Source organism: Enterobacter sp. 01-M-03-SI-ECC (genome assembly GCF_047530215.1).
Lineage (GTDB): Bacteria > Pseudomonadota > Gammaproteobacteria > Enterobacterales > Enterobacteriaceae > Enterobacter > Enterobacter chengduensis.
The window spans coordinates 1-17,074 of sequence record NZ_JBLKDA010000050.1; the positions used below are offsets into that span (position 1 = coordinate 1).

At 47.0% G+C, this 17,074-nt stretch carries 18 protein-coding genes and 1 pseudogene; 8 read left to right on the forward strand and 11 right to left on the reverse strand.

The annotated features are described in order from the left end of the window. The first annotated feature begins 201 nt into the window (after window positions 1-201). On the forward strand, window positions 202-1,605 hold the full coding sequence (locus tag ACMWKK_RS24620) for an ISNCY family transposase (protein WP_000125668.1): 1,404 nt from the start codon (window positions 202-204) through the stop codon (window positions 1,603-1,605). A 32-nt stretch (window positions 1,606-1,637) separates the two neighbouring features. On the opposite strand, the gene arsH is transcribed toward ACMWKK_RS24620, so the two are convergent. Continuing rightward, on the reverse strand, window positions 1,638-2,342 hold the full coding sequence (gene arsH, locus ACMWKK_RS24625; RefSeq protein ID WP_000130816.1) for an arsenical resistance protein ArsH: 705 nt from the start codon (window positions 2,340-2,342) through the stop codon (window positions 1,638-1,640). 86 nt (window positions 2,343-2,428) lie between these two features. On the opposite strand from arsH, the gene ACMWKK_RS24630 reads away from it, so the two are divergent. From ACMWKK_RS24630 to arsC, 3 genes are read left to right on the forward strand one after another with little or no spacing between them, the layout of a single operon-like run. After that, window positions 2,429-2,749, forward strand: a complete 321-nt coding sequence (locus ACMWKK_RS24630; protein ID WP_000941305.1) for a transcriptional regulator — start codon at window positions 2,429-2,431, stop codon at window positions 2,747-2,749. A gap of 45 nt (window positions 2,750-2,794) precedes the next feature. After that, window positions 2,795-4,084 carry an arsenic transporter gene (locus tag ACMWKK_RS24635; protein WP_000922628.1) on the forward strand — a complete coding sequence of 430 codons (1,290 nt, stop codon included), beginning with the start codon at window positions 2,795-2,797 and terminating at the stop codon, window positions 4,082-4,084. Between the two features lie 12 nt (window positions 4,085-4,096). Further along, window positions 4,097-4,522 (forward strand): glutaredoxin-dependent arsenate reductase, encoded by a 426-nt coding sequence (gene arsC, locus ACMWKK_RS24640; protein WP_000065802.1) that lies wholly within the window; start codon window positions 4,097-4,099, stop codon window positions 4,520-4,522. Window positions 4,523-4,581: 59 nt separating this feature from the next. On the opposite strand, the gene ACMWKK_RS24645 is transcribed toward arsC, so the two are convergent. From ACMWKK_RS24645 to ACMWKK_RS24680, 8 genes are all read right to left on the reverse strand, one after another. Beyond that, window positions 4,582-5,409: a universal stress protein gene (locus ACMWKK_RS24645; RefSeq protein WP_001066652.1), complete on the reverse strand. Its 828-nt coding sequence runs from the start codon at window positions 5,407-5,409 to the stop codon at window positions 4,582-4,584. An 18-nt stretch (window positions 5,410-5,427) separates the two neighbouring features. Further along, window positions 5,428-6,906 (reverse strand): SulP family inorganic anion transporter, encoded by a 1,479-nt coding sequence (locus ACMWKK_RS24650; RefSeq protein ID WP_000927306.1) that lies wholly within the window; start codon window positions 6,904-6,906, stop codon window positions 5,428-5,430. A 491-nt stretch (window positions 6,907-7,397) separates the two neighbouring features. Next, window positions 7,398-7,673, reverse strand: coding sequence for a hypothetical protein (locus ACMWKK_RS24655; RefSeq protein WP_000864986.1), 276 nt, complete (start codon window positions 7,671-7,673; stop codon window positions 7,398-7,400). 140 nt (window positions 7,674-7,813) lie between these two features. Next, window positions 7,814-8,011, reverse strand: a complete 198-nt coding sequence (locus tag ACMWKK_RS24660; protein WP_001371914.1) for a hypothetical protein — start codon at window positions 8,009-8,011, stop codon at window positions 7,814-7,816. A gap of 986 nt (window positions 8,012-8,997) precedes the next feature. Beyond that, on the reverse strand, window positions 8,998-9,255 hold the full coding sequence (locus ACMWKK_RS24665; protein ID WP_000637193.1) for a hypothetical protein: 258 nt from the start codon (window positions 9,253-9,255) through the stop codon (window positions 8,998-9,000). A gap of 73 nt (window positions 9,256-9,328) precedes the next feature. Next, window positions 9,329-9,643: a hypothetical protein gene (locus ACMWKK_RS24670; protein WP_001005009.1), complete on the reverse strand. Its 315-nt coding sequence runs from the start codon at window positions 9,641-9,643 to the stop codon at window positions 9,329-9,331. 47 nt (window positions 9,644-9,690) lie between these two features. Then, the gene (locus tag ACMWKK_RS24675; RefSeq protein ID WP_000975181.1) at window positions 9,691-10,587 is read right to left on the reverse strand and encodes a hypothetical protein; all 897 of its coding nucleotides are present in this window, start codon (window positions 10,585-10,587) and stop codon (window positions 9,691-9,693) included. A 2-nt stretch (window positions 10,588-10,589) separates the two neighbouring features. Continuing rightward, a complete protein-coding gene (locus ACMWKK_RS24680) occupies window positions 10,590-11,105 on the reverse strand; it encodes a thermonuclease family protein (RefSeq protein ID WP_031942328.1) in 516 nt (171 codons plus the stop codon). A 214-nt stretch (window positions 11,106-11,319) separates the two neighbouring features. Here ACMWKK_RS24680 and ACMWKK_RS24685 point away from each other — a divergent pair, with 214 nt between their 5' ends. From ACMWKK_RS24685 to ACMWKK_RS24695, 3 genes are read left to right on the forward strand one after another with little or no spacing between them, the layout of a single operon-like run. Next, the gene (locus ACMWKK_RS24685) at window positions 11,320-12,747 is read left to right on the forward strand and encodes a DNA cytosine methyltransferase (protein WP_000833382.1); all 1,428 of its coding nucleotides are present in this window, start codon (window positions 11,320-11,322) and stop codon (window positions 12,745-12,747) included. Window positions 12,748-12,807: 60 nt separating this feature from the next. Continuing rightward, window positions 12,808-12,975 (forward strand): hypothetical protein, encoded by a 168-nt coding sequence (locus ACMWKK_RS24690; protein WP_000220758.1) that lies wholly within the window; start codon window positions 12,808-12,810, stop codon window positions 12,973-12,975. A 22-nt stretch (window positions 12,976-12,997) separates the two neighbouring features. Next, window positions 12,998-14,317 carry a DUF1173 family protein gene (locus ACMWKK_RS24695; protein ID WP_000078514.1) on the forward strand — a complete coding sequence of 440 codons (1,320 nt, stop codon included), beginning with the start codon at window positions 12,998-13,000 and terminating at the stop codon, window positions 14,315-14,317. A 279-nt stretch (window positions 14,318-14,596) separates the two neighbouring features. Here the strand turns inward: ACMWKK_RS24695 and ACMWKK_RS24700 are convergent, their stop codons facing one another. Both ACMWKK_RS24700 and ACMWKK_RS24705 read right to left on the reverse strand, forming a co-directional pair. Next, window positions 14,597-15,802: a hypothetical protein gene (locus tag ACMWKK_RS24700; protein WP_001572381.1), complete on the reverse strand. Its 1,206-nt coding sequence runs from the start codon at window positions 15,800-15,802 to the stop codon at window positions 14,597-14,599. After that, a complete protein-coding gene (locus ACMWKK_RS24705; protein WP_000193209.1) occupies window positions 15,799-16,617 on the reverse strand; it encodes a DUF4942 domain-containing protein in 819 nt (272 codons plus the stop codon). Before ACMWKK_RS24705 ends, ACMWKK_RS24700 begins: the two co-directional genes overlap by 4 nt. A 338-nt stretch (window positions 16,618-16,955) precedes the next feature. Here ACMWKK_RS24705 and ACMWKK_RS24710 point away from each other — a divergent pair. After that, window positions 16,956-17,074 (forward strand): annotated as a pseudogene (locus ACMWKK_RS24710) (IS6 family transposase); the annotation flags it as partial.

A 17,074-nucleotide genomic window follows, 5' to 3' on the forward strand; every position in this document is an offset into this window, starting at 1 on the left:
ACTTTTGCTTTATTAATTGGTTGAGTGGGATAACGCAGCAGTCACATTAATATGATTACATAGGCTGAAAGTGCCCTTTCTATCTTGCACAAAGAGGTGACATTTTAAACTTGCTTTGACATAAGTTGTAGTAGCAAAGTTGTAATGTCCGATAATGGCTAAGTTAAGATGTCCGGCGTGTATAATCAAGTAAGGATTACCATGACGGCTCTCGCAGCGGAGTTTTTCACATTGGATGAAGTTAACCGACTCAAAATCATTCAGGATGTCATCGACCGGCGTCTGACAACACAAATGGCAGCTCAGCGGCTTGGTATCTCCGACCGTCAGTGCCGTCGTCTGCTTGCGCGTTATCGTGAAGATGGTCCGATTGGCATGACCAGCCGCCGTCGTGGTAAATCCAGTAACAACCAGTTGCCTCAGGGACTGGCCGCATACGCGCTGAACATTATTCGCGAACGCTATAACGATTTCGGTCCGACGCTGGCCTGTGAAAAACTGTCTGAGGTGCACGGTGTTCATCTTTCCAAAGAAACCGTCCGTAAGCTGATGACTCAGGCCAGTCTGTGGGTCCCACGTAAGCAACGTGCGCCAAAAATTCAGCAACCTCGTTACCGCCGTGCCTGTGCCGGTGAACTCATACAAATCGACGGCTGCGACCACCACTGGTTTGAAAATCGGGGACCTAAGTGTACGGCACTGGTTTACGTTGATGACGCAACCAGTCGTTTAATGCAGCTTCTTTTCGTGAAATCTGAGTCTACTTTCACCTATTTTGAAGCGACCCGGGGCTATATTGAAAAACATGGCAAACCGCTTGCGCTGTACAGCGACAAAGCCAGCGTATTCAGGATCAACAATAAAAATGCAACCGGCGGCGACGGCGATACCCAGTTTGGCCGTGCGATGCATGAACTGAACATTCAGACCATTTGTGCAGAAACCAGTGCTGCCAAAGGCCGCGTTGAACGGGCGCACCTGACGCTTCAGGACCGACTGGTCAAGGAGCTCAGGCTCCAGGGCATCAGTTCCATGGAAGCTGCGAACGCATTTGCCGAAGAGTTCATGAACGATTACAACCGTCGTTTCGCAAAAGCGCCTCGCCAGGCGTTTGATGTTCATCGGGAACTGGATGTCGATGACGATCTTGATATGGTATTTAACTGGCGTGAAGCTCGTAAAGTGTCGAAATCACTCACAGTGCAATACGACAAAGTCCTTTATCTGATTGAAGACAGCGAATTCAGTCGTCGGGCGATTGGTAAATACATCGATGTCTGGCATTACCCGGATGGACATAAAGAGCTCCGGCTTAATGGCGTATCACTTCCCTACTCCACCTATGACAAGCTTTCTGAAATCGATCAGGGGGCCATTGTGGATAACAAACGTCTGGGGCGGGCCCTGGAAATGGCGCAGCTGGTCCAGGCCGAGCGGGATAATAACCGGTCGCAATCCGTACCATCCGGAGACGGCCCTTCTCGCAGGCGTAAAGCTCCCACGACGAAGAAATCCCAGCGTTCCCTGGATCAGGACGATATGTTCAATGCCCTGGTGAAACTTCAGTCACGCTCTGAAGAGATATTTGGGAAGAAACCGATTTAAAGCCCGGTAATCCATCCGGGCATGCCTGGCTGTCAGATTTTGGCCTGATTGACCCGTGCCGCGAGCTCCTGATGACTCTCTTTCCTTTCGCTGTAGCGGTCGGACAGGTAGGCTGTGTGCCCTTTCAGGAGTAACGTCATTTTGAACAACTCTTCGGTAACGTCGACAATCCTGTCATACCAGGGTGAGGGTTTCATGCGCCCTTCATCATCAAATTCCTGCCATGCCTTTGGCACTGACGACTGATTGGGGATGGTGAACATCCGCATCCAGCGGCCAAGTATCCGCATCTGATTGACCGTGTTAAACGACTGTGAACCACCACAAACCTGCATGACGGCCAGCGTTTTACCCTGGGAAGGACGAACAGCACCTTCACTCAGGGGTATCCAGTCAATCTGGGCCTTCATCACCGAGCTCATGGCGCCATGTCTTTCCGGAGAACTCCAGACCATTCCGTCACACCACCTGACCAGCTCGCGGAGTTCAAGCACTTTGGGGTGACTTTCGGGCGCATCATCGGGTAACGGCAGACCGGATGGGTTAAATATTTTCACCTCAGCCCCCATCTTTGCCAGCAACCGCCCGGCCTCTTCCGCTGCAAAACGACTGTAGGACCGCTCTCGTACTGAACCGTACAGGATGAGAATTCGCGGCATGGTTTCGTTGTTGCCCGTAAGTTTGCTGGCAAGCGCATCATCAAAATAAGCCGGTTCGATTGCTGGTAAGTCGGTCATAAAAAATCTCCATTTCATAAGCTATGCTTTAAAAGTTATCACATATGAAATACCATATGTATTGTTATTTTTTTACGAGGTTAAGCATGCTACAGCCTGTTCAGCTTTTTAAACTGCTCGCCGACGAGACCCGTTCAACTATCGTGATGCTTCTCAGGGAGTCCGGTGAAATGTGCGTCTGTGACATCTGTGCGGCAACCGCAGAGTCTCAGCCAAAAATTTCTCGCCATATGGCCCTTTTACGTGAAGCCGAGCTGGTCATCGACCGTCGCGAAGGAAAATGGGTGCATTACCGACTGTCGCCACACATGCCAGCATGGGCTGCGGGTATTATTGATACAGCCTGGAACTGTGAACGAGAAAACATACGCAACAAGCTCAGTAGCGTGGCATCTGTCTCCTGCTGATGGCGATATATATATCCGAATAAACAAATGTGAATGGAGTTTCTGATGTTACTGGCTGGTGCTATCTTTTTATTCACGCTCGTCCTGGTTATCTGGCAACCCAGAGGGCTGGGGATTGGCTGGAGTGCCTCACTGGGCGCAATTCTGGCATTGCTGACTGGCGTCGTTCATCTGGGGGATATTCCGGTGGTCTGGCAGATAGTGTGGAATGCGACCGCCACCTTTATCGCCGTGATCATCATCAGTCTTCTGCTCGACGAATCCGGCTTCTTTGAATGGGCCGCGCTGCACGTTGCCCGTTGGGGGAATGGCCGGGGGCGGCTGCTCTTCACCTGGATCGTCCTGCTTGGTGCGATGGTTGCGGCACTGTTTGCCAACGACGGTGCGGCACTGATCCTGACACCTATCGTTATCGCGATGCTGCTGGCGCTGGGATTCAGCCGGGGAGCAACCTTAGCGTTTATCATGGCCGCAGGGTTTATCGCTGACACGGCAAGCCTGCCACTGATTGTCTCAAACCTGGTGAATATCGTCTCGGCGGATTTCTTTAAGCTTGGTTTCTCAGAATATGCCGCCGTGATGGTCCCGGTTAACCTGGCCGCGATTGCGGCTACGCTGGTGATGCTGCATCTGTTTTTCCGTAAGGACATTCCCGCCGTTTACGACGTTTCTCTGTTGAAAGAACCGAAAGACGCTATACGTGATGTGAATACCTTTAAAACCGGCTGGCTGGTTCTGGTGTTGCTTCTGGTGGGATTCTTCGGACTGGAGCCGCTGGGCGTACCGGTCAGTTTGGTCGCAGCCGCTGGTGCATTGCTTCTGTTTGCTGTTGCGAAAAAAGGGCATGCCATTAACACCGGTAAGGTGCTGCGTGGTGCGCCCTGGCAAATCGTTATCTTCTCGCTGGGGATGTACCTGGTGGTCTACGGCTTACGAAATGCCGGTCTGACCCACTATCTCTCTTCCTTGCTGAATCAGCTGGCAGAGCAGGGATTGTGGGCGGCAACGCTGGGTACGGGCTTCCTGACGGCCTTCCTGTCATCAGTGATGAACAATATGCCGACCGTGCTGGTCGGGGCGCTGTCGATTGATGGCAGCACAGCGACCGGTGTTATCAAAGAAGCGATGATTTACGCCAACGTCATCGGCAGCGACCTGGGGCCAAAAATTACCCCTATCGGCAGTCTGGCAACGTTACTGTGGCTGCACGTTCTGTCGCAGAAAAATATCAAAATTACCTGGGGATATTACTTCCGGGTGGGCATTGTCATGACAATCCCCGTGCTGTTTGTCACGCTTGCAGCACTGGCGCTTCGTCTGTCTTTCACTTTGTAATGAGATACTGATATGAGCAACATTACCATTTATCACAACCCGGCCTGCGGCACGTCACGCAATACCCTTGAAATGATCCGCAACAGCGGTACAGAGCCGACCGTTATTCATTATCTTGAAACCCCACCATCACGAGCTGAGCTGGTAAAACTCATTGCGGATATGGGGATCACGGTACGAGCGCTGCTGCGTAAGAATGTCGAACCTTTTGAAGCGTTAGGGCTGGCGGAAGACCGCTTTACTGACGAGCAGTTAATCGATTTTATGTTGCAGCACCCTGTTCTGATCAATCGCCCTATCGTGGTAACGCCGCTGGGTACCCGGCTATGCCGCCCTTCTGAAGTCGTGCTGGATATTCTTCCCGATGCGCAGAAAAGCGCGTTCACGAAAGAGGACGGTGAGAAGGTAGTTGATGAAAAAGGTAACCGGCTGAACTAAACGTGTTCTTGTGACGAAGGGCGAGAGAACTCGCCCTTTTTTATTTAAGATAATCAGTGCTAACGGAGGATAAGAAGCGGTTGTTGCGTCTTTTGCAGCATTTCGGAGGTATGACTACCGATAAAGAACTGCCGCAACCTGGAATGACCGTAGGCCCCCATCACTATCAGATCGACAGCATTTTCCTCGGCGTAACGAATAAGCGCGTCCCCGACTGATTGCCCGGTAAGATGTGTTGTGCTGTTTTCTATATCCGCGTCACGTAAAATTTGCTGTGCGGTCAGCAGCTCTTCCTTCTTACCGTTTACCATGACAAGGTGGCACTCCAGCCCCCTGAGTAAGGGACTCATCGTCAGACGTTCCAGGTTACTCCTGCTTTCTTCACTGCCATCATAAGCCAGCATGACTCTGGAAGGCACTGAGTAGTTCTCCGGAACAACCAGTAGGGGTTTCTTTTGCAGACGAATAACGCTTTCCAGATGAGAGCCTACCGGATGCTGGCTACCCCGACGCCCCAGCACCATGAGACGAAGGTCGCTCAGCTCTGCCAGAACTTCATCCGGTGTACCGTGTTTTTGCATCAAAAGCACATCCGGGCTTCCCTGTTTTTGAAGCAGTTCAGCACAACTTTCCAGTATTGCTTTCCCCTGGGCCATCAGCAGGCGATTACGTTGCCCTTCAATTTCTACCAGCTCATCGGTCAGCAATTGCTGACTGTCTATGCCGAGAGTGCCGGTCAGGTCTGACACTACCGGGGTGCTGTCTTTTTCGATAACGTGCAACAGTGCTAGCTGTGATTGCAAAGTGCGGGCTGCCCACGCCGCATATTCACACACTGACCGCGTTGAAAGTGAACCGTCCACACAGGCTGTAACAGTATTATTCATAGTTTTCCCTCCAGTCTGTTAATGACCGCCCATCAGTTTTTCGACTTCTTCAGGTTTATCGTGAACACCAAACCGGTCAACGATGGTGCGGGTGGCTTCATTCATCCCACGTATTTCAACCCCGGCGCCCTCTCTACGGAACTTAATGACCACCTTATCCAGGGCGCTGACGGACGTGATGTCCCAGAAATGGGCATGTGAAACGTCTATCACCACATTCTCAATCGCTTCACGGAAATCAAAGTGGCTCGTAAAGCGGTCTGCTGATGCAAAGAATACCTGGCCGGTGACGGTATACGTCCGGCTCGTCCCCTCCAGAACTGAGGTTACACGCATGAACCGGGATACTTTAGTGGCAAAATTGAGCGAAGCAATCAGTACACCGGTCAGCACACCGAAGGCCAGATTATGTGTTGCCACCACAACCGCGACGGTGGCAAGCATGACCACGCTGGTTGAAAGGGGGTGTGTCCGCAGGTTGGCAATGGAGCGCCAGGAGAATGTCCCGATGGAAACCATAATCATCACCGCGACCAGCGCTGCCATCGGAATTTGGGAGACCCAGTTGCGCAGGAACACAATCAGGCAAAGCAGCACCACGCCCGCCGTGAGGGTTGAAAGTCGTCCGCGTCCACCGGATTTTACGTTGATAACAGATTGCCCAATCATCGCGCAGCCTGCCATTCCTCCGATAAAGGATGTGCAGATGTTCGCGATGCCCTGAGCTTTGCACTCCCTGTTTTTGTCGCTTGGCGTGTCGGTCATGTCATCCACGATAGTGGCGGTCATCATCGACTCAAGCAGGCCAACCACCGCAAGCCCCGCAGAATATGGCAGGATGATGAGCAGCGTCTGAAGATTTAAAGGCACGTCCGGGAGCAGGAAGACCGGCAGACTGTCGGGAAGTTTCCCCATATCCCCGACGGTTCGCACATCCAGATGCAGCCACATGGCAATCCCAGTCAGCACCACGATGCACACAAGCGGTGAAGGAATGGTTTTGTTGATATAAGGGAAGAGATAGATGATCCCCAGCCCTGCCGCAGTCATGGCATAAACATGCCATGTCACATTGGTCAGCTCAGGCAACTGGGCCATAAAAATCAGTATTGCCAGTGCATTAACAAACCCCGTGACCACTGAGCGTGAAACAAAACGCATCAGCCCGCCAAGCTTCAGATATCCGGCTATCAGCTGGAATACCCCGGTCAGTATGGAGGCAGCCAGTAAATACTGTAAGCCATGATCTTTCACCAGCGTCACCATCAGGAGAGCCATTGCACCGGTGGAGGACGAAATCATCGCCGGACGTCCGCCAAAGAAGGCCATAACGAGAGGAATACAGAACGCCGAGTAGAGGCCCACCTGGGGATCAACACCGGCGATAATGGAAAAGGCGATCGCTTCTGGAATGAGTGCGAGCGCGACAACAATACCGGCCAGAACGTCACCACGGACGTTACCCAGCCAGTCCTTACGCGTCGAGGACAGCAACATAGTAATTTCTCAGTTTTTAGATACAGTCAGCCCTGGAGGGCTACATTTTTACGTACGGTAAAGCACATCCGCAGACGGGATGTTATTGAGTGCGTGCTGAGGCTTGCTCAGTACGACAGAGGAAGGAAAAACTCAGGGTGGCGTAATACGCATAGCGGTTGTCAGATTCTCCATAGCGGATGTGTATATATTGTCGGCTCTGTTGTCAGGAAGAACTTACAGAACACGTCGCGTTTGAACATGAAACACTTCAAAGCAGCCCAATACTACAAATAAAGCGAATACGGGGTCAACCCAACAAGGTACTCAAACGAAGAGGTTAAGATGCGATTTTTATCCAGGAATTCAATATTATCAAAGGACATTTGAACTTTGCCCCACCCCGGACATCTCTACTTAGCTTTGACATAAGTTATTGATTCATATGTGGTTATTTTTTAACATTTACGTTTCACGTACTGATAGATTGCCTTTGAAGCCAACGCTGACCGTCATTCATCTTGATCAGGAATTTGGGCATCTTCTAAAAACACCTTTGTACGGTAATCATCTTTCCAGCCTAACCAAACTGAATCTTCACCACCGGAAGAAACAACTTTACGGTTTCCTGTGAGATTATCAGCCTGTTCTAAGCATATTGACTGCATATCAATGAGCAAATCAGCTTCTGCGACTTCCGTGCCGCCGATCGTTTCATAGCCGGAAATCAGAACAATTGCCTCAGGGTCTCTTTCGTTCAGCATGGCGATCAACTCTTTCACTTTCATTTTAAGATACCAGTAGTTTATTTGTGTGCATTGCTGATGGATTTTATAGTGCTGCCGACCTTTTTCAAGGTGCTTCCGTTGCTTCCAACGATCATGCTAACGACCTTGTTGTCTGACCTGGTATTGCCGTGGTCATCCTTTTAGAGAAATGCTCCAAAGATCAACATGGCGGCATAGGTTTTCCAGCTTGACCAATCAATCGTGGAACCAAGCAACAGATAGAATGCCAGGGCTACCAGCCCCAGCTTTACTACTAGCGCGATTATTATGGTGAAGATAGACTCATCGCGTTCGCCTTTAAGTATTTTATACCGCGTAATTAAACTGTCGTTTTTCATGTAGCATCCGTTATAGTTATTAAAGTCCTGCATTAGAAGTTGTTATTTGCCGAAGTTACCTTGTATGAGTTAACTGTGGATCCAAAAATACAAAATATAAGCTGTGCCAATTGAAAGGATTAGAAAAGCACAGTTACTAATAAAATCTACTAATGCTTGTAGCTTCTTTATTCTCACAATTGCTGGACCGTGTTCAGTAGAGGTACTACTCAGCCCTTTTGTTCTGGCACTCTCTGCTTTTCTGAAAAAATTGTAATGCAATCCTGACCGCAAGCAAAACCATGCCAAACCAGTCGTTATTACGATATTTATGTAGAAAGCATATTGAATCATTTGTTCAGTTTCGAAGCTTTCCATTGAAAACCCTTTGTTGAAATGTTGAATAAAATTATTTTTAGTAAATGTAAGCAATAAATAGAACGAATATTAATAGTGAAAGATGCAATGCCAACATCTGCTTATGATGCCTTATGAGGATTTCTTCCTTCGCATTCATTAAATCGTACATCTCATCAATATTTTTATTGCTGGTATATTCGAGACGTTCATCACGAAGTAATTTGAACTTTACCAATACGACAAGTGATTTAATAATAAAGCTCGTAAGCATAACAGTTATAGACAAAAATAAAAAATAGGCCAAATTCATATATCACTCCATGGAGATTAATAGAAAAATTTATAATAAGTAATCTCATAGAGCATTACTTGAATCTTCTTCCCATACTAAGGACTCACCGAGAAACTTAGTTAAAGATGATTTGGCATACTGTGGTTCGGAAAAAAAACGTGGGAACCAGCCGTCAAAGCTTTGGGTACCATTGTGACGATTTTCAGGCGAGACTGATAAGCGGTACCCGTCTTCGTAAGGTGAAATGCTAAATGTGTATCCATCATCTGTCTTTGAGATCAGCGTTTTGCATGTCATATGACTGTTTGCTCACAAAGTTACTTTTCTAAGATATCGAAAAGTGTGGATTAGATCATCATTCAGATAGTCTTTTCATCACAAACTTTCCTGCCCACATTATCACAATTATAAAGGTAATAAAACCGATCTGCTCCCAACGTAAATTGGTTTGCTGTTCGGAATCATCCAAATGAATTGCATAAATGTAACATCCGAAGGTAAGCGTGAGTGGAACAACAAGCATCCCTACCTTTTTAGTAATATTTCCAATAAACCACCAATAAAGAACCCAGGAAATAATAGAAGAATAAAAAATTGCTTCTGAAACTATCATATGTAACCTCTTGAATTAGTCGATGCTGTGGGTAAATAAACCCGGACCGTCAAATGATGCAATTGCAAAATATTTAGTAACCATGAATCCTTCGGTTATCTATTTCAGCCATGTATGCAGTAGGCTTTTTTAAGAGATAGATTGGTGAAACGACATTCGTTTTGACTTTATAAGCCAGAATGAAAACACCTGCGGAGCTTGCCATAAGTACCGCAAGAAGAATAGATACCGTTAACTCCTTTGGTGTTTGTATCACCGAAAGAAGAAACAATGCGCTTATGGCTGCAAAAATCCAGCAATATAATGATGCATCCATAAAACCAGCTACAACACTCGATCCAAAAAAAAACCAAAATAAACTTATTAAGATTACTGAGTTTTCATTCATGTCTGTTCCTTGTTATTACTAATTATATTATGCTTTATAGTTGACCGTCAGACTACCCACGGGTTTTGACGAACAAAGTCACGCACTCCATTTATACATGCTTTTGAGATGACTTCAAAATAAGGATGGTTTGATGGAATCATATTCCCGGTATTATCAAGAAGCATAATAGTCCCTAAAGACCGAACCAGTTGATATTCATTGAGCTTACGCTTTAGCAAAGTTTGCAATCTATAAATTGTCTCACCGGAACTGTTACCTTCGATACCTACAACAGAGACCGTACAGTTCACTTCCTGATTATCAGATTGATAATCGAACCAGTAATTTTCGTTGCAATTTCCTTTTTGCGCATGCTCAATTTTGCCAGGCCATTTTACCCATAAAGAAGAGTTGTTTTTAGATCGTAAGATCTGCTTCAGCGTTTCCAATGGATTTTTTTCATCAACCTCAGACCAGGCCGAAATAAATTCTTTCTGCATTGCCTTAGGGTCTATAACGGCAATGAAATCAAATTCCTCTTTATTGATAGAGTTGGCTCGATCTTTGAGATAAAACAGACCGAGTTTATATCCCTTTTCACTTTTCCAGTTTGCTCCCACAGGCTGATAGTCTGTATTTATAAACGGTTTGAAAGTGTGAGTGTCGGGAGAAAAAATTACTGAGGGTGCCAGCACCCGGCCTCGGTATCGTATTGGATTTACAAATATTTTTTCCCCGTCACATAACATTTCAATAATTGCTTTTGTCACAACTACTGAAATAGAAGGTCTACATGTATTTTGATTTATTTCCCCGAGGTGCGCCAAACTTCCATCCTCACTCTTCAACACCTTTGTAAGGCAAGTCGGGCAATACTGTTGATCTCTATAATAAACAGGCATGGTTAGACGACCGGAATCGTTTAGTACCAACTGAAGTAACGGATGAGGCTCTTTCATCATGGTTATTTCTTCCCTTTCACCTTTCTGGGCTTTTCGTTTGCCTGTCTCCACTGCCATGGTGGGACAGGGTTGGTGTCTGCCCATAACCCTTTTGCCTCCTTTTGTGCTGCGGATTCATATTTGATATAGCCAGGGACAATGGCGTTATCTTCGAACCGATAAACCCACGCATATCCACTGTCCACCATAGAGGCATTGATATCATATCCATCTAACCAGATGGTACCTAACATACGGCCATAGATATCCGTACCATGGTCTATCACGGTAACGATTTTAGTTGCTATAGCTGTGGTTAAGGCCTGTTTTGCTTTTTGGCCAAAAGCCTGTTTAGATTCAGGAGCGTCTATACCATACATCCGTATTTTGATGGTTGTGTTTTGAGCATCCAACGCAGTTATGGTGTCACCGTCAACAATCTTAACCACCTTTGCCTCAAAAGTTGTTGAGTTCCCCCAGGACGCCACTGGGAATACAACAATCATGATGGGCAAAAGTAACTTTGTTAAAAAAAACATCATTTCACCTTGATTTGTTGAGTACAGACATGTATCCACAAGCCTATTTACAGGCAGTATTTTAACAAGTCATTATTTCATGGGCGGGCTTAAAACCAATCTTTTTGCAACTTAAAGGCAGAATAATCACAATAAATTTAGAACCTGAACCAAAAAATAATCCAAATTAAGCGTGTTAATCTATCTCAAAGATATTATTCCTGAGAGAGTTTGGATGAAACGTTACACTCATGATCTTGAGACAGACCTGAATGATGTGGATAAAACACCATCTCTGATCCACAAAACTTTGTTAACAGCTTCGACCATTTATGACCTGAAATATCTGGCTCAGGTATTAAATGATGAAAATGGCAGTAATTGGTCCCGTGCATCCCTTAAACGTCAGGTTACATGCATACCTGAGCATTGTGAGCTGAGTATCGCAGATGGACGCTATCTACAGACTTTAATACCTTCACGACCTGCTGATTATGAGGACAGGCACTTTAGCTTTATCGATCTGTTTGCAGGGATAGGTGGACTGCGAAGCGGATTTGATGCCATCGGTGGTAAATGTCTTTTCACGAGCGAATGGAATACTTATTCCAGCCGTACTTACCGGGCGAACTGGTATTGCGATGAGAACGAGCACCGCTTCAATTCAGACATCCGTGACATCACTCTTAGCAACCGGCCCGAGGTTACTGATGACGAGGCATACAAATTTATCGATGCCTCTATCCCGGATCATGATGTTCTTCTTGCGGGATTTCCATGCCAGCCATTCAGCATCGCCGGTGTCAGTAAAAAGAACTCTATGGGTCGCAAACACGGTTTCGAGTGCGACACTCAGGGTACGCTCTTCTTTGATGTGGCCAGGATCATCCGGGCAAAACAACCTGCAATTTTTGTTCTGGAAAACGTAAAAAATCTGAAGAGTCACGATAAGGGTAATACCTTTAACATCATCATGAAAACGCTCGATGAGCTTGGCTACGACGTCGCAAACAGCGAAAGCACGGGCGCGGATGATCCTAAAGTCATCGATGGCCGTCATTTCCGACCCCAGCACCGTGAACGTATCGTCCTTATTGGTTTTCGCCGCGACCTACGTCTGAAAGACGGTTTTACTCTGAGAGACATTAAAGACTTTTATCCGGACAAGCGCCCTTCTCTCTCAGATTTACTGGATCCGAGCGTAGATAGTAAATACATCCTCTCCCCTAAACTCTGGGAGTACTTATACAACTATGCAAAGAAACATGCGGCAAAAGGCAATGGTTTTGGTTTTGGACTAGTAGATCCTTCCAATGTTAATAGTGTCACCAGAACCCTCTCAAGCCGCTATATGAAAGACGGATCTGAAATTCTTATTGATCGGGGCTGGTCTCATGAACTGGGAGAAACTGATTTCCATAACACATACAACATGGACCGTCGGCCACGCATGCTAACGCCACGTGAATGCAGCAGGCTAATGGGCTTCGATAAACCCGGGGAAAGTGTTTTCCGTATCCCTGTGTCCAATACACAGGCTTACAGACAGTTTGGGAACTCCGTGGTCGTTGATGTCTTTGCGGCCGTCGCCAAACTGCTGAAGTCACGAATTGAATTTGCAGCCTCCCAGCGCTTGCGGCAGTTTTACGACGAAGTCAGCTGACCTGAGCTCCTTCATCAATTTAAATGCTTAAGATTGTTGTAATAATGTCAGAGGTCAACCATGACGTATTTCGAATCAGCTGAAGGTGAGACGGTATCTAAAGAACGAGCATTACAAGAACTGTCCAGGCATTGCGTTCCCGAAACAGATTTCGAAGAATTCTTTAGCGACATGGGCGTAAAGGAACAGTATGACGCTCAGGAAGTGTTGCTCTGGTTGGGATATTAAACTTCCTGTTTAGGAGACTACTATGAGCCAAAAATTCGCAGTGATGATTGCTTACGACGACGATCCAAACGTCAAAAGGTATTCACCTGACTTTCAAACGCAGGATGAGTTTGCTAAAGGGTGGCAGTCGGCTCTTAAAAAGGCACACCACACCTCAGGTCAAAAATCAGTCATCACCTGCGGATGTCGTGGAAAAGGAGAAAAGCGACTTTATGTTCGTGCTTTACCGAACGGTGATGCCTTTATTCTCGTCAAAGCCGCTAACACGGGCATTGAGCATGATCCTTCCTGTGTATTCTTCTCCCTTGATGCCCGGCATACCGGCCTGAAAGGATATGCGAGTGGTGTGGTCCGGATTACAACCGAAGGTGATATGGCTGTAAGGCTCGGTATCGGTATGACAGAGAAAGATCCTCCTGAAAAATCAGAAGTGCCTCCCCTGCCCCATGTTCAGCGACCAGAAGGAGGTCAGGCCTCAATGACCCTCCTGGGCTTGCTTAGTCTTTTGTGGACAGAGTCTGGTCTGAATGTCTGGTACCCGAAAATGGCAGGGAAACGTAACGATTCACTGGTACGGTATCGTCTGCTTGAAACCGCTAAACAAATTCGTACCGGCAGAGCCTGCATAGGTGACCATTTATTCATTGGTGTACCTGACCCGAAACAACCTGTCGCTCAGTCGCAAATTCAGCGTCTTTCATCACAGGCGATGAGTGATAAACGTCTCATGCTCCTGTCAGTTTTACCTCGCTACGATGCTGAAAAGCATGAGAAGCCACTTAAATTTTTACCCCTGCGGAATTTTGGGGGGCTACCGCTGATTTTTTTCAATTCAGAAGTCCATTGGGATAGCGTAAAGAAACGATTTTCATCGGAGTACGCAGCATGGAAATCCGGGGCGAAAATAGTTGTCTTTGCGTTGACGTCACCAGCTGCGGTAACCGGCAGAGGCCCTTCTGTAAGAGCTCATCAAATTGTGCTGATGCACGTTAGCGAGAACTGGATACCTCTGGACTCCTCCTATGAGGCGGTTGTTGCAGAAAAGCTGGATGCAGAGCACCGGCAGTACGTTAAGCCCATGCGTTATGATGCGAGTATTAGTGAGGTGTTCCCTGACTTCTACCTGCTCGACACAAAAAGCGATAAGCCGTTCCCGATGGAAGTATTTGGTATGGCCACTCCTGCTTATCTGGCCCGAAAGCAACTCAAAAAAGATTATTACAACCGTGAATATGGGCCTTATGGATGGTGGCACTGGGATGCGACCACAGCATCTGAAACTATGGTGCTGCCTCATTTTCCAGAATCACGCAAACCTCTTTCAACTGACACACCTGCTTAAAATGGAGAAAAAATGTCCTACATGCTTTCGCTAAGCGAACAGACAAAACTGAACGCTTTCCTGTCAGGGATCCTAGATGATTACAAGACTGGGGTTATCACTCAGATACAAGCTGTTGGTAGAATCGGTAACGTGTTTTCTGCTCTGGAAAGTGGAGACTCAAAAAAGGTAGTGCATTTGTTGACTGAAGGACGAAAACTCCTGCGGACGGGCTGAATGTCCGCAGAAGTTCTTATGTGCCAGGGGATGCAGAGAAGTGTATCAACCTGGCTTCATTTATCATGATGTTTTTCTGCTACGCGGCTGTTTTGACTTTCCAGTACCTCCCCCTGCCATTGCACCAGTTAATGTATCAATGGTGCCTTTCAGGGATTCTGAGATTGTTTTCTCCGCCTCCAGGGTAGCTTCCAGCTTCATTACTTTGGCCTGGAGCGTTTTGAGTTCATTGCTTTGTTCAGCCACTTCCGCTTCATAGCCCTGGCTGACCAAAGTTACTTTATTCAGGTCGGCGCTCAGCGACTCGTTTAGTTTATGGAGTTCAGTAAGTTCGGCATTCACCGCCACCAGGTCACCCTCTTTCCCGGACAGTGCACTTTTCAGCTCAGTACAAAGGTTCTGTGCAGCAATCAATTCCTGTTCAAACCTGTCCCTCTCTGCCTTTGTATCTGACACAGTCTGACTTAACTGGTCGCATTGTCTGGAAAGACCGGCGTTATCAGAACGCTGCGTGTTGATCTCTTCGTTCAGCTTTTTTTGATATTCAAGGTGACCAGCGATCTCTGTTTTACGTTCAGCCAGTTGCTGGGAGAGTGAGTCATTTGACTGCTGTGCGAGGCTCAATTCATGCCGTGTGCTATCTAACTGGTGATGGCAGGTTTCGAGTTCTGCTTCGGCAACATTCAGCCTTGTTTCTAACTCCTTGACGGTACTGTCCCGGATCTCTAATCGACCCTGTAGTGCCTGATTCTCAAGTTTCAGCTCATCCATATCGGTAGCGCTTTGCTCAAGCCGCTGTAACAGCTGCGTTACCTCCTCCTCCAGCTGCATGCTACGTGCTTCAGCTTTTTTAACACTATCATTCTGTATTGCGGTATAGCTTCTACGGTAGTGCCAGGTGATGTACGAGATAATATCGCCGAGTGCAACCTTTACCTCATCGGGTATATCCAGGTAACGGGCCTCTTCAGGAACCTCTTTAACATACTTCTGGTACTCCGCGAACATCTCCTGTGACCTTGCAAACGAGCCGCCAACAGCGTTTCTGAGCCAGTGAACTTTGAAGCTCAGATCGATATTTTCCGGGTTAATTTCTTTCTCTTTGCACAGACGTTCGATTGCATTGAAGTAATCGATCATCGCGATAGATGAGTACCTTGAACGACCCATTTCCTTTGATTTTTCAGTGGATTCGCTGCGGATGTCATTCTGCACCTCTGGCGGGGTAGCATCGTTCAGGCTTTTTTCTTTATCATTTTCAATCATCATTTTTTTCCTGCGGCCGGAAGCTGGTTTGCAAAATATATGCTGATAAGATCGTTCAGAGCATTCAGAAGCGAGATACTGTCGATGCAAATATGAACGTTTCCATTCTCAAACAGGCGACACCGCCAGCCATTCTCATCACTGACCTCGCCTGTGAATTCTGTATTTCTCATGGCCGTCAGCCTGTCGACCATACTCAGCCCACCGCCGGTTGCAGGTGTTGGAGTATCAGAACAGATGCATACAATATTCTCAAAGTCGCGTAAACAAAAGTGATTGTCCTGCGAGAAACCGTTGTACCTCAGCACGTTCACACCAGGAAAAATCCCCCGAAGAACAAGCTTTTTTGGCATTGTATATTGCCTGGCATTGCTTTTGAAACTTCGGTCAAGCTTGTTGAGAACATCAACGAAACCTTCTGCAAGGGTGTCTCGTCTGTTAGCCAGTGCATGCTGTAATGTTCCCTTAACAATCTCCAGGGAAGCGACGGGCGGATCCGTACGAAGGGATTCGTTAAAGGCTTCTTTTTGCTTATGGTTCCAGTACCGGTCCATACCTGTTTCTTCAAAGAGCCTTTTCCACGTTTTACGGTCAATTTCCTTACGCCCCTCCTCGATGGTGCGATCCAGTGACGACGGAAGACCAAATGCGTTGGGCTGCATAATTCTGCTGGTGAAGAGAGAGAGACCGCACAGTTCCGACGCTTCCGAGATTAACCGCATCCCTTCTTCGAATTTCTGCATGGCCATATCCCGGGCGCTGATGAGCTGCCCTGTCCGGCTCGCCGGTACTGGCTCAGAACCCTGGTTTTGAGTCATTTTACACTCCATTTTGGTATGTCAGAACATTTTGATTTGAGCAAAGGTAGGTGTACACAGACATTAAAGTTGTCTCCTTTAACATGAAAAAGACTTTAAAGTTGTCTACTTCTTCAGATAGACCTACTTAACAGGATACTAAGTAGGTCATCTCCTTTCTCGCGTAGCATCTCTCGACGTTCACAGCAGAGGACACGTTTCAAAATGTCATCCAAAATTTTTTTCCATTATCTGACGTTGGGTGATTTTGATGGTCAGCGAGTAGAGGCTTTAACGGCACTGTTGCAAATAGTCGGTGGTGATAAACTTATCATCCCCTTTTGCTGATGGAGCTGCACATGAACCCATTCAAAGGCCGGCATTTTCAGCGTGACATCATTCTGTGGGCCGTACGCTGGTACTGCAAATACGGCATCAGTTACCGTGAGCTGCAGGAGATGCTGGCTGAACGCGGAGT

Excerpts from the sequence above, each read along its gene's own strand:
- ACMWKK_RS24620 (WP_000125668.1), top strand. The coding sequence starts at position 202 with ATGACGGCTCTCGCAGCGGAGTTTTTCACATTGGATGAAGTTAACCGA.
- arsH (WP_000130816.1), bottom strand. The coding sequence starts at position 2,342 with ATGACCGACTTACCAGCAATCGAACCGGCTTATTTTGATGATGCGCTT.
- ACMWKK_RS24630 (WP_000941305.1), top strand. The coding sequence starts at position 2,429 with ATGCTACAGCCTGTTCAGCTTTTTAAACTGCTCGCCGACGAGACCCGT.
- ACMWKK_RS24635 (WP_000922628.1), top strand. The coding sequence starts at position 2,795 with ATGTTACTGGCTGGTGCTATCTTTTTATTCACGCTCGTCCTGGTTATC.
- arsC (WP_000065802.1), top strand. The coding sequence starts at position 4,097 with ATGAGCAACATTACCATTTATCACAACCCGGCCTGCGGCACGTCACGC.
- ACMWKK_RS24645 (WP_001066652.1), bottom strand. The coding sequence starts at position 5,409 with ATGAATAATACTGTTACAGCCTGTGTGGACGGTTCACTTTCAACGCGG.
- ACMWKK_RS24650 (WP_000927306.1), bottom strand. The coding sequence starts at position 6,906 with ATGTTGCTGTCCTCGACGCGTAAGGACTGGCTGGGTAACGTCCGTGGT.
- ACMWKK_RS24655 (WP_000864986.1), bottom strand. The coding sequence starts at position 7,673 with ATGAAAGTGAAAGAGTTGATCGCCATGCTGAACGAAAGAGACCCTGAG.
- ACMWKK_RS24660 (WP_001371914.1), bottom strand. The coding sequence starts at position 8,011 with ATGAAAAACGACAGTTTAATTACGCGGTATAAAATACTTAAAGGCGAA.
- ACMWKK_RS24665 (WP_000637193.1), bottom strand. The coding sequence starts at position 9,255 with ATGATAGTTTCAGAAGCAATTTTTTATTCTTCTATTATTTCCTGGGTT.
- ACMWKK_RS24670 (WP_001005009.1), bottom strand. The coding sequence starts at position 9,643 with ATGAATGAAAACTCAGTAATCTTAATAAGTTTATTTTGGTTTTTTTTT.
- ACMWKK_RS24675 (WP_000975181.1), bottom strand. The coding sequence starts at position 10,587 with ATGATGAAAGAGCCTCATCCGTTACTTCAGTTGGTACTAAACGATTCC.
- ACMWKK_RS24680 (WP_031942328.1), bottom strand. The coding sequence starts at position 11,105 with ATGTTTTTTTTAACAAAGTTACTTTTGCCCATCATGATTGTTGTATTC.
- ACMWKK_RS24685 (WP_000833382.1), top strand. The coding sequence starts at position 11,320 with ATGAAACGTTACACTCATGATCTTGAGACAGACCTGAATGATGTGGAT.
- ACMWKK_RS24690 (WP_000220758.1), top strand. The coding sequence starts at position 12,808 with ATGACGTATTTCGAATCAGCTGAAGGTGAGACGGTATCTAAAGAACGA.
- ACMWKK_RS24695 (WP_000078514.1), top strand. The coding sequence starts at position 12,998 with ATGAGCCAAAAATTCGCAGTGATGATTGCTTACGACGACGATCCAAAC.
- ACMWKK_RS24700 (WP_001572381.1), bottom strand. The coding sequence starts at position 15,802 with ATGATGATTGAAAATGATAAAGAAAAAAGCCTGAACGATGCTACCCCG.
- ACMWKK_RS24705 (WP_000193209.1), bottom strand. The coding sequence starts at position 16,617 with ATGACTCAAAACCAGGGTTCTGAGCCAGTACCGGCGAGCCGGACAGGG.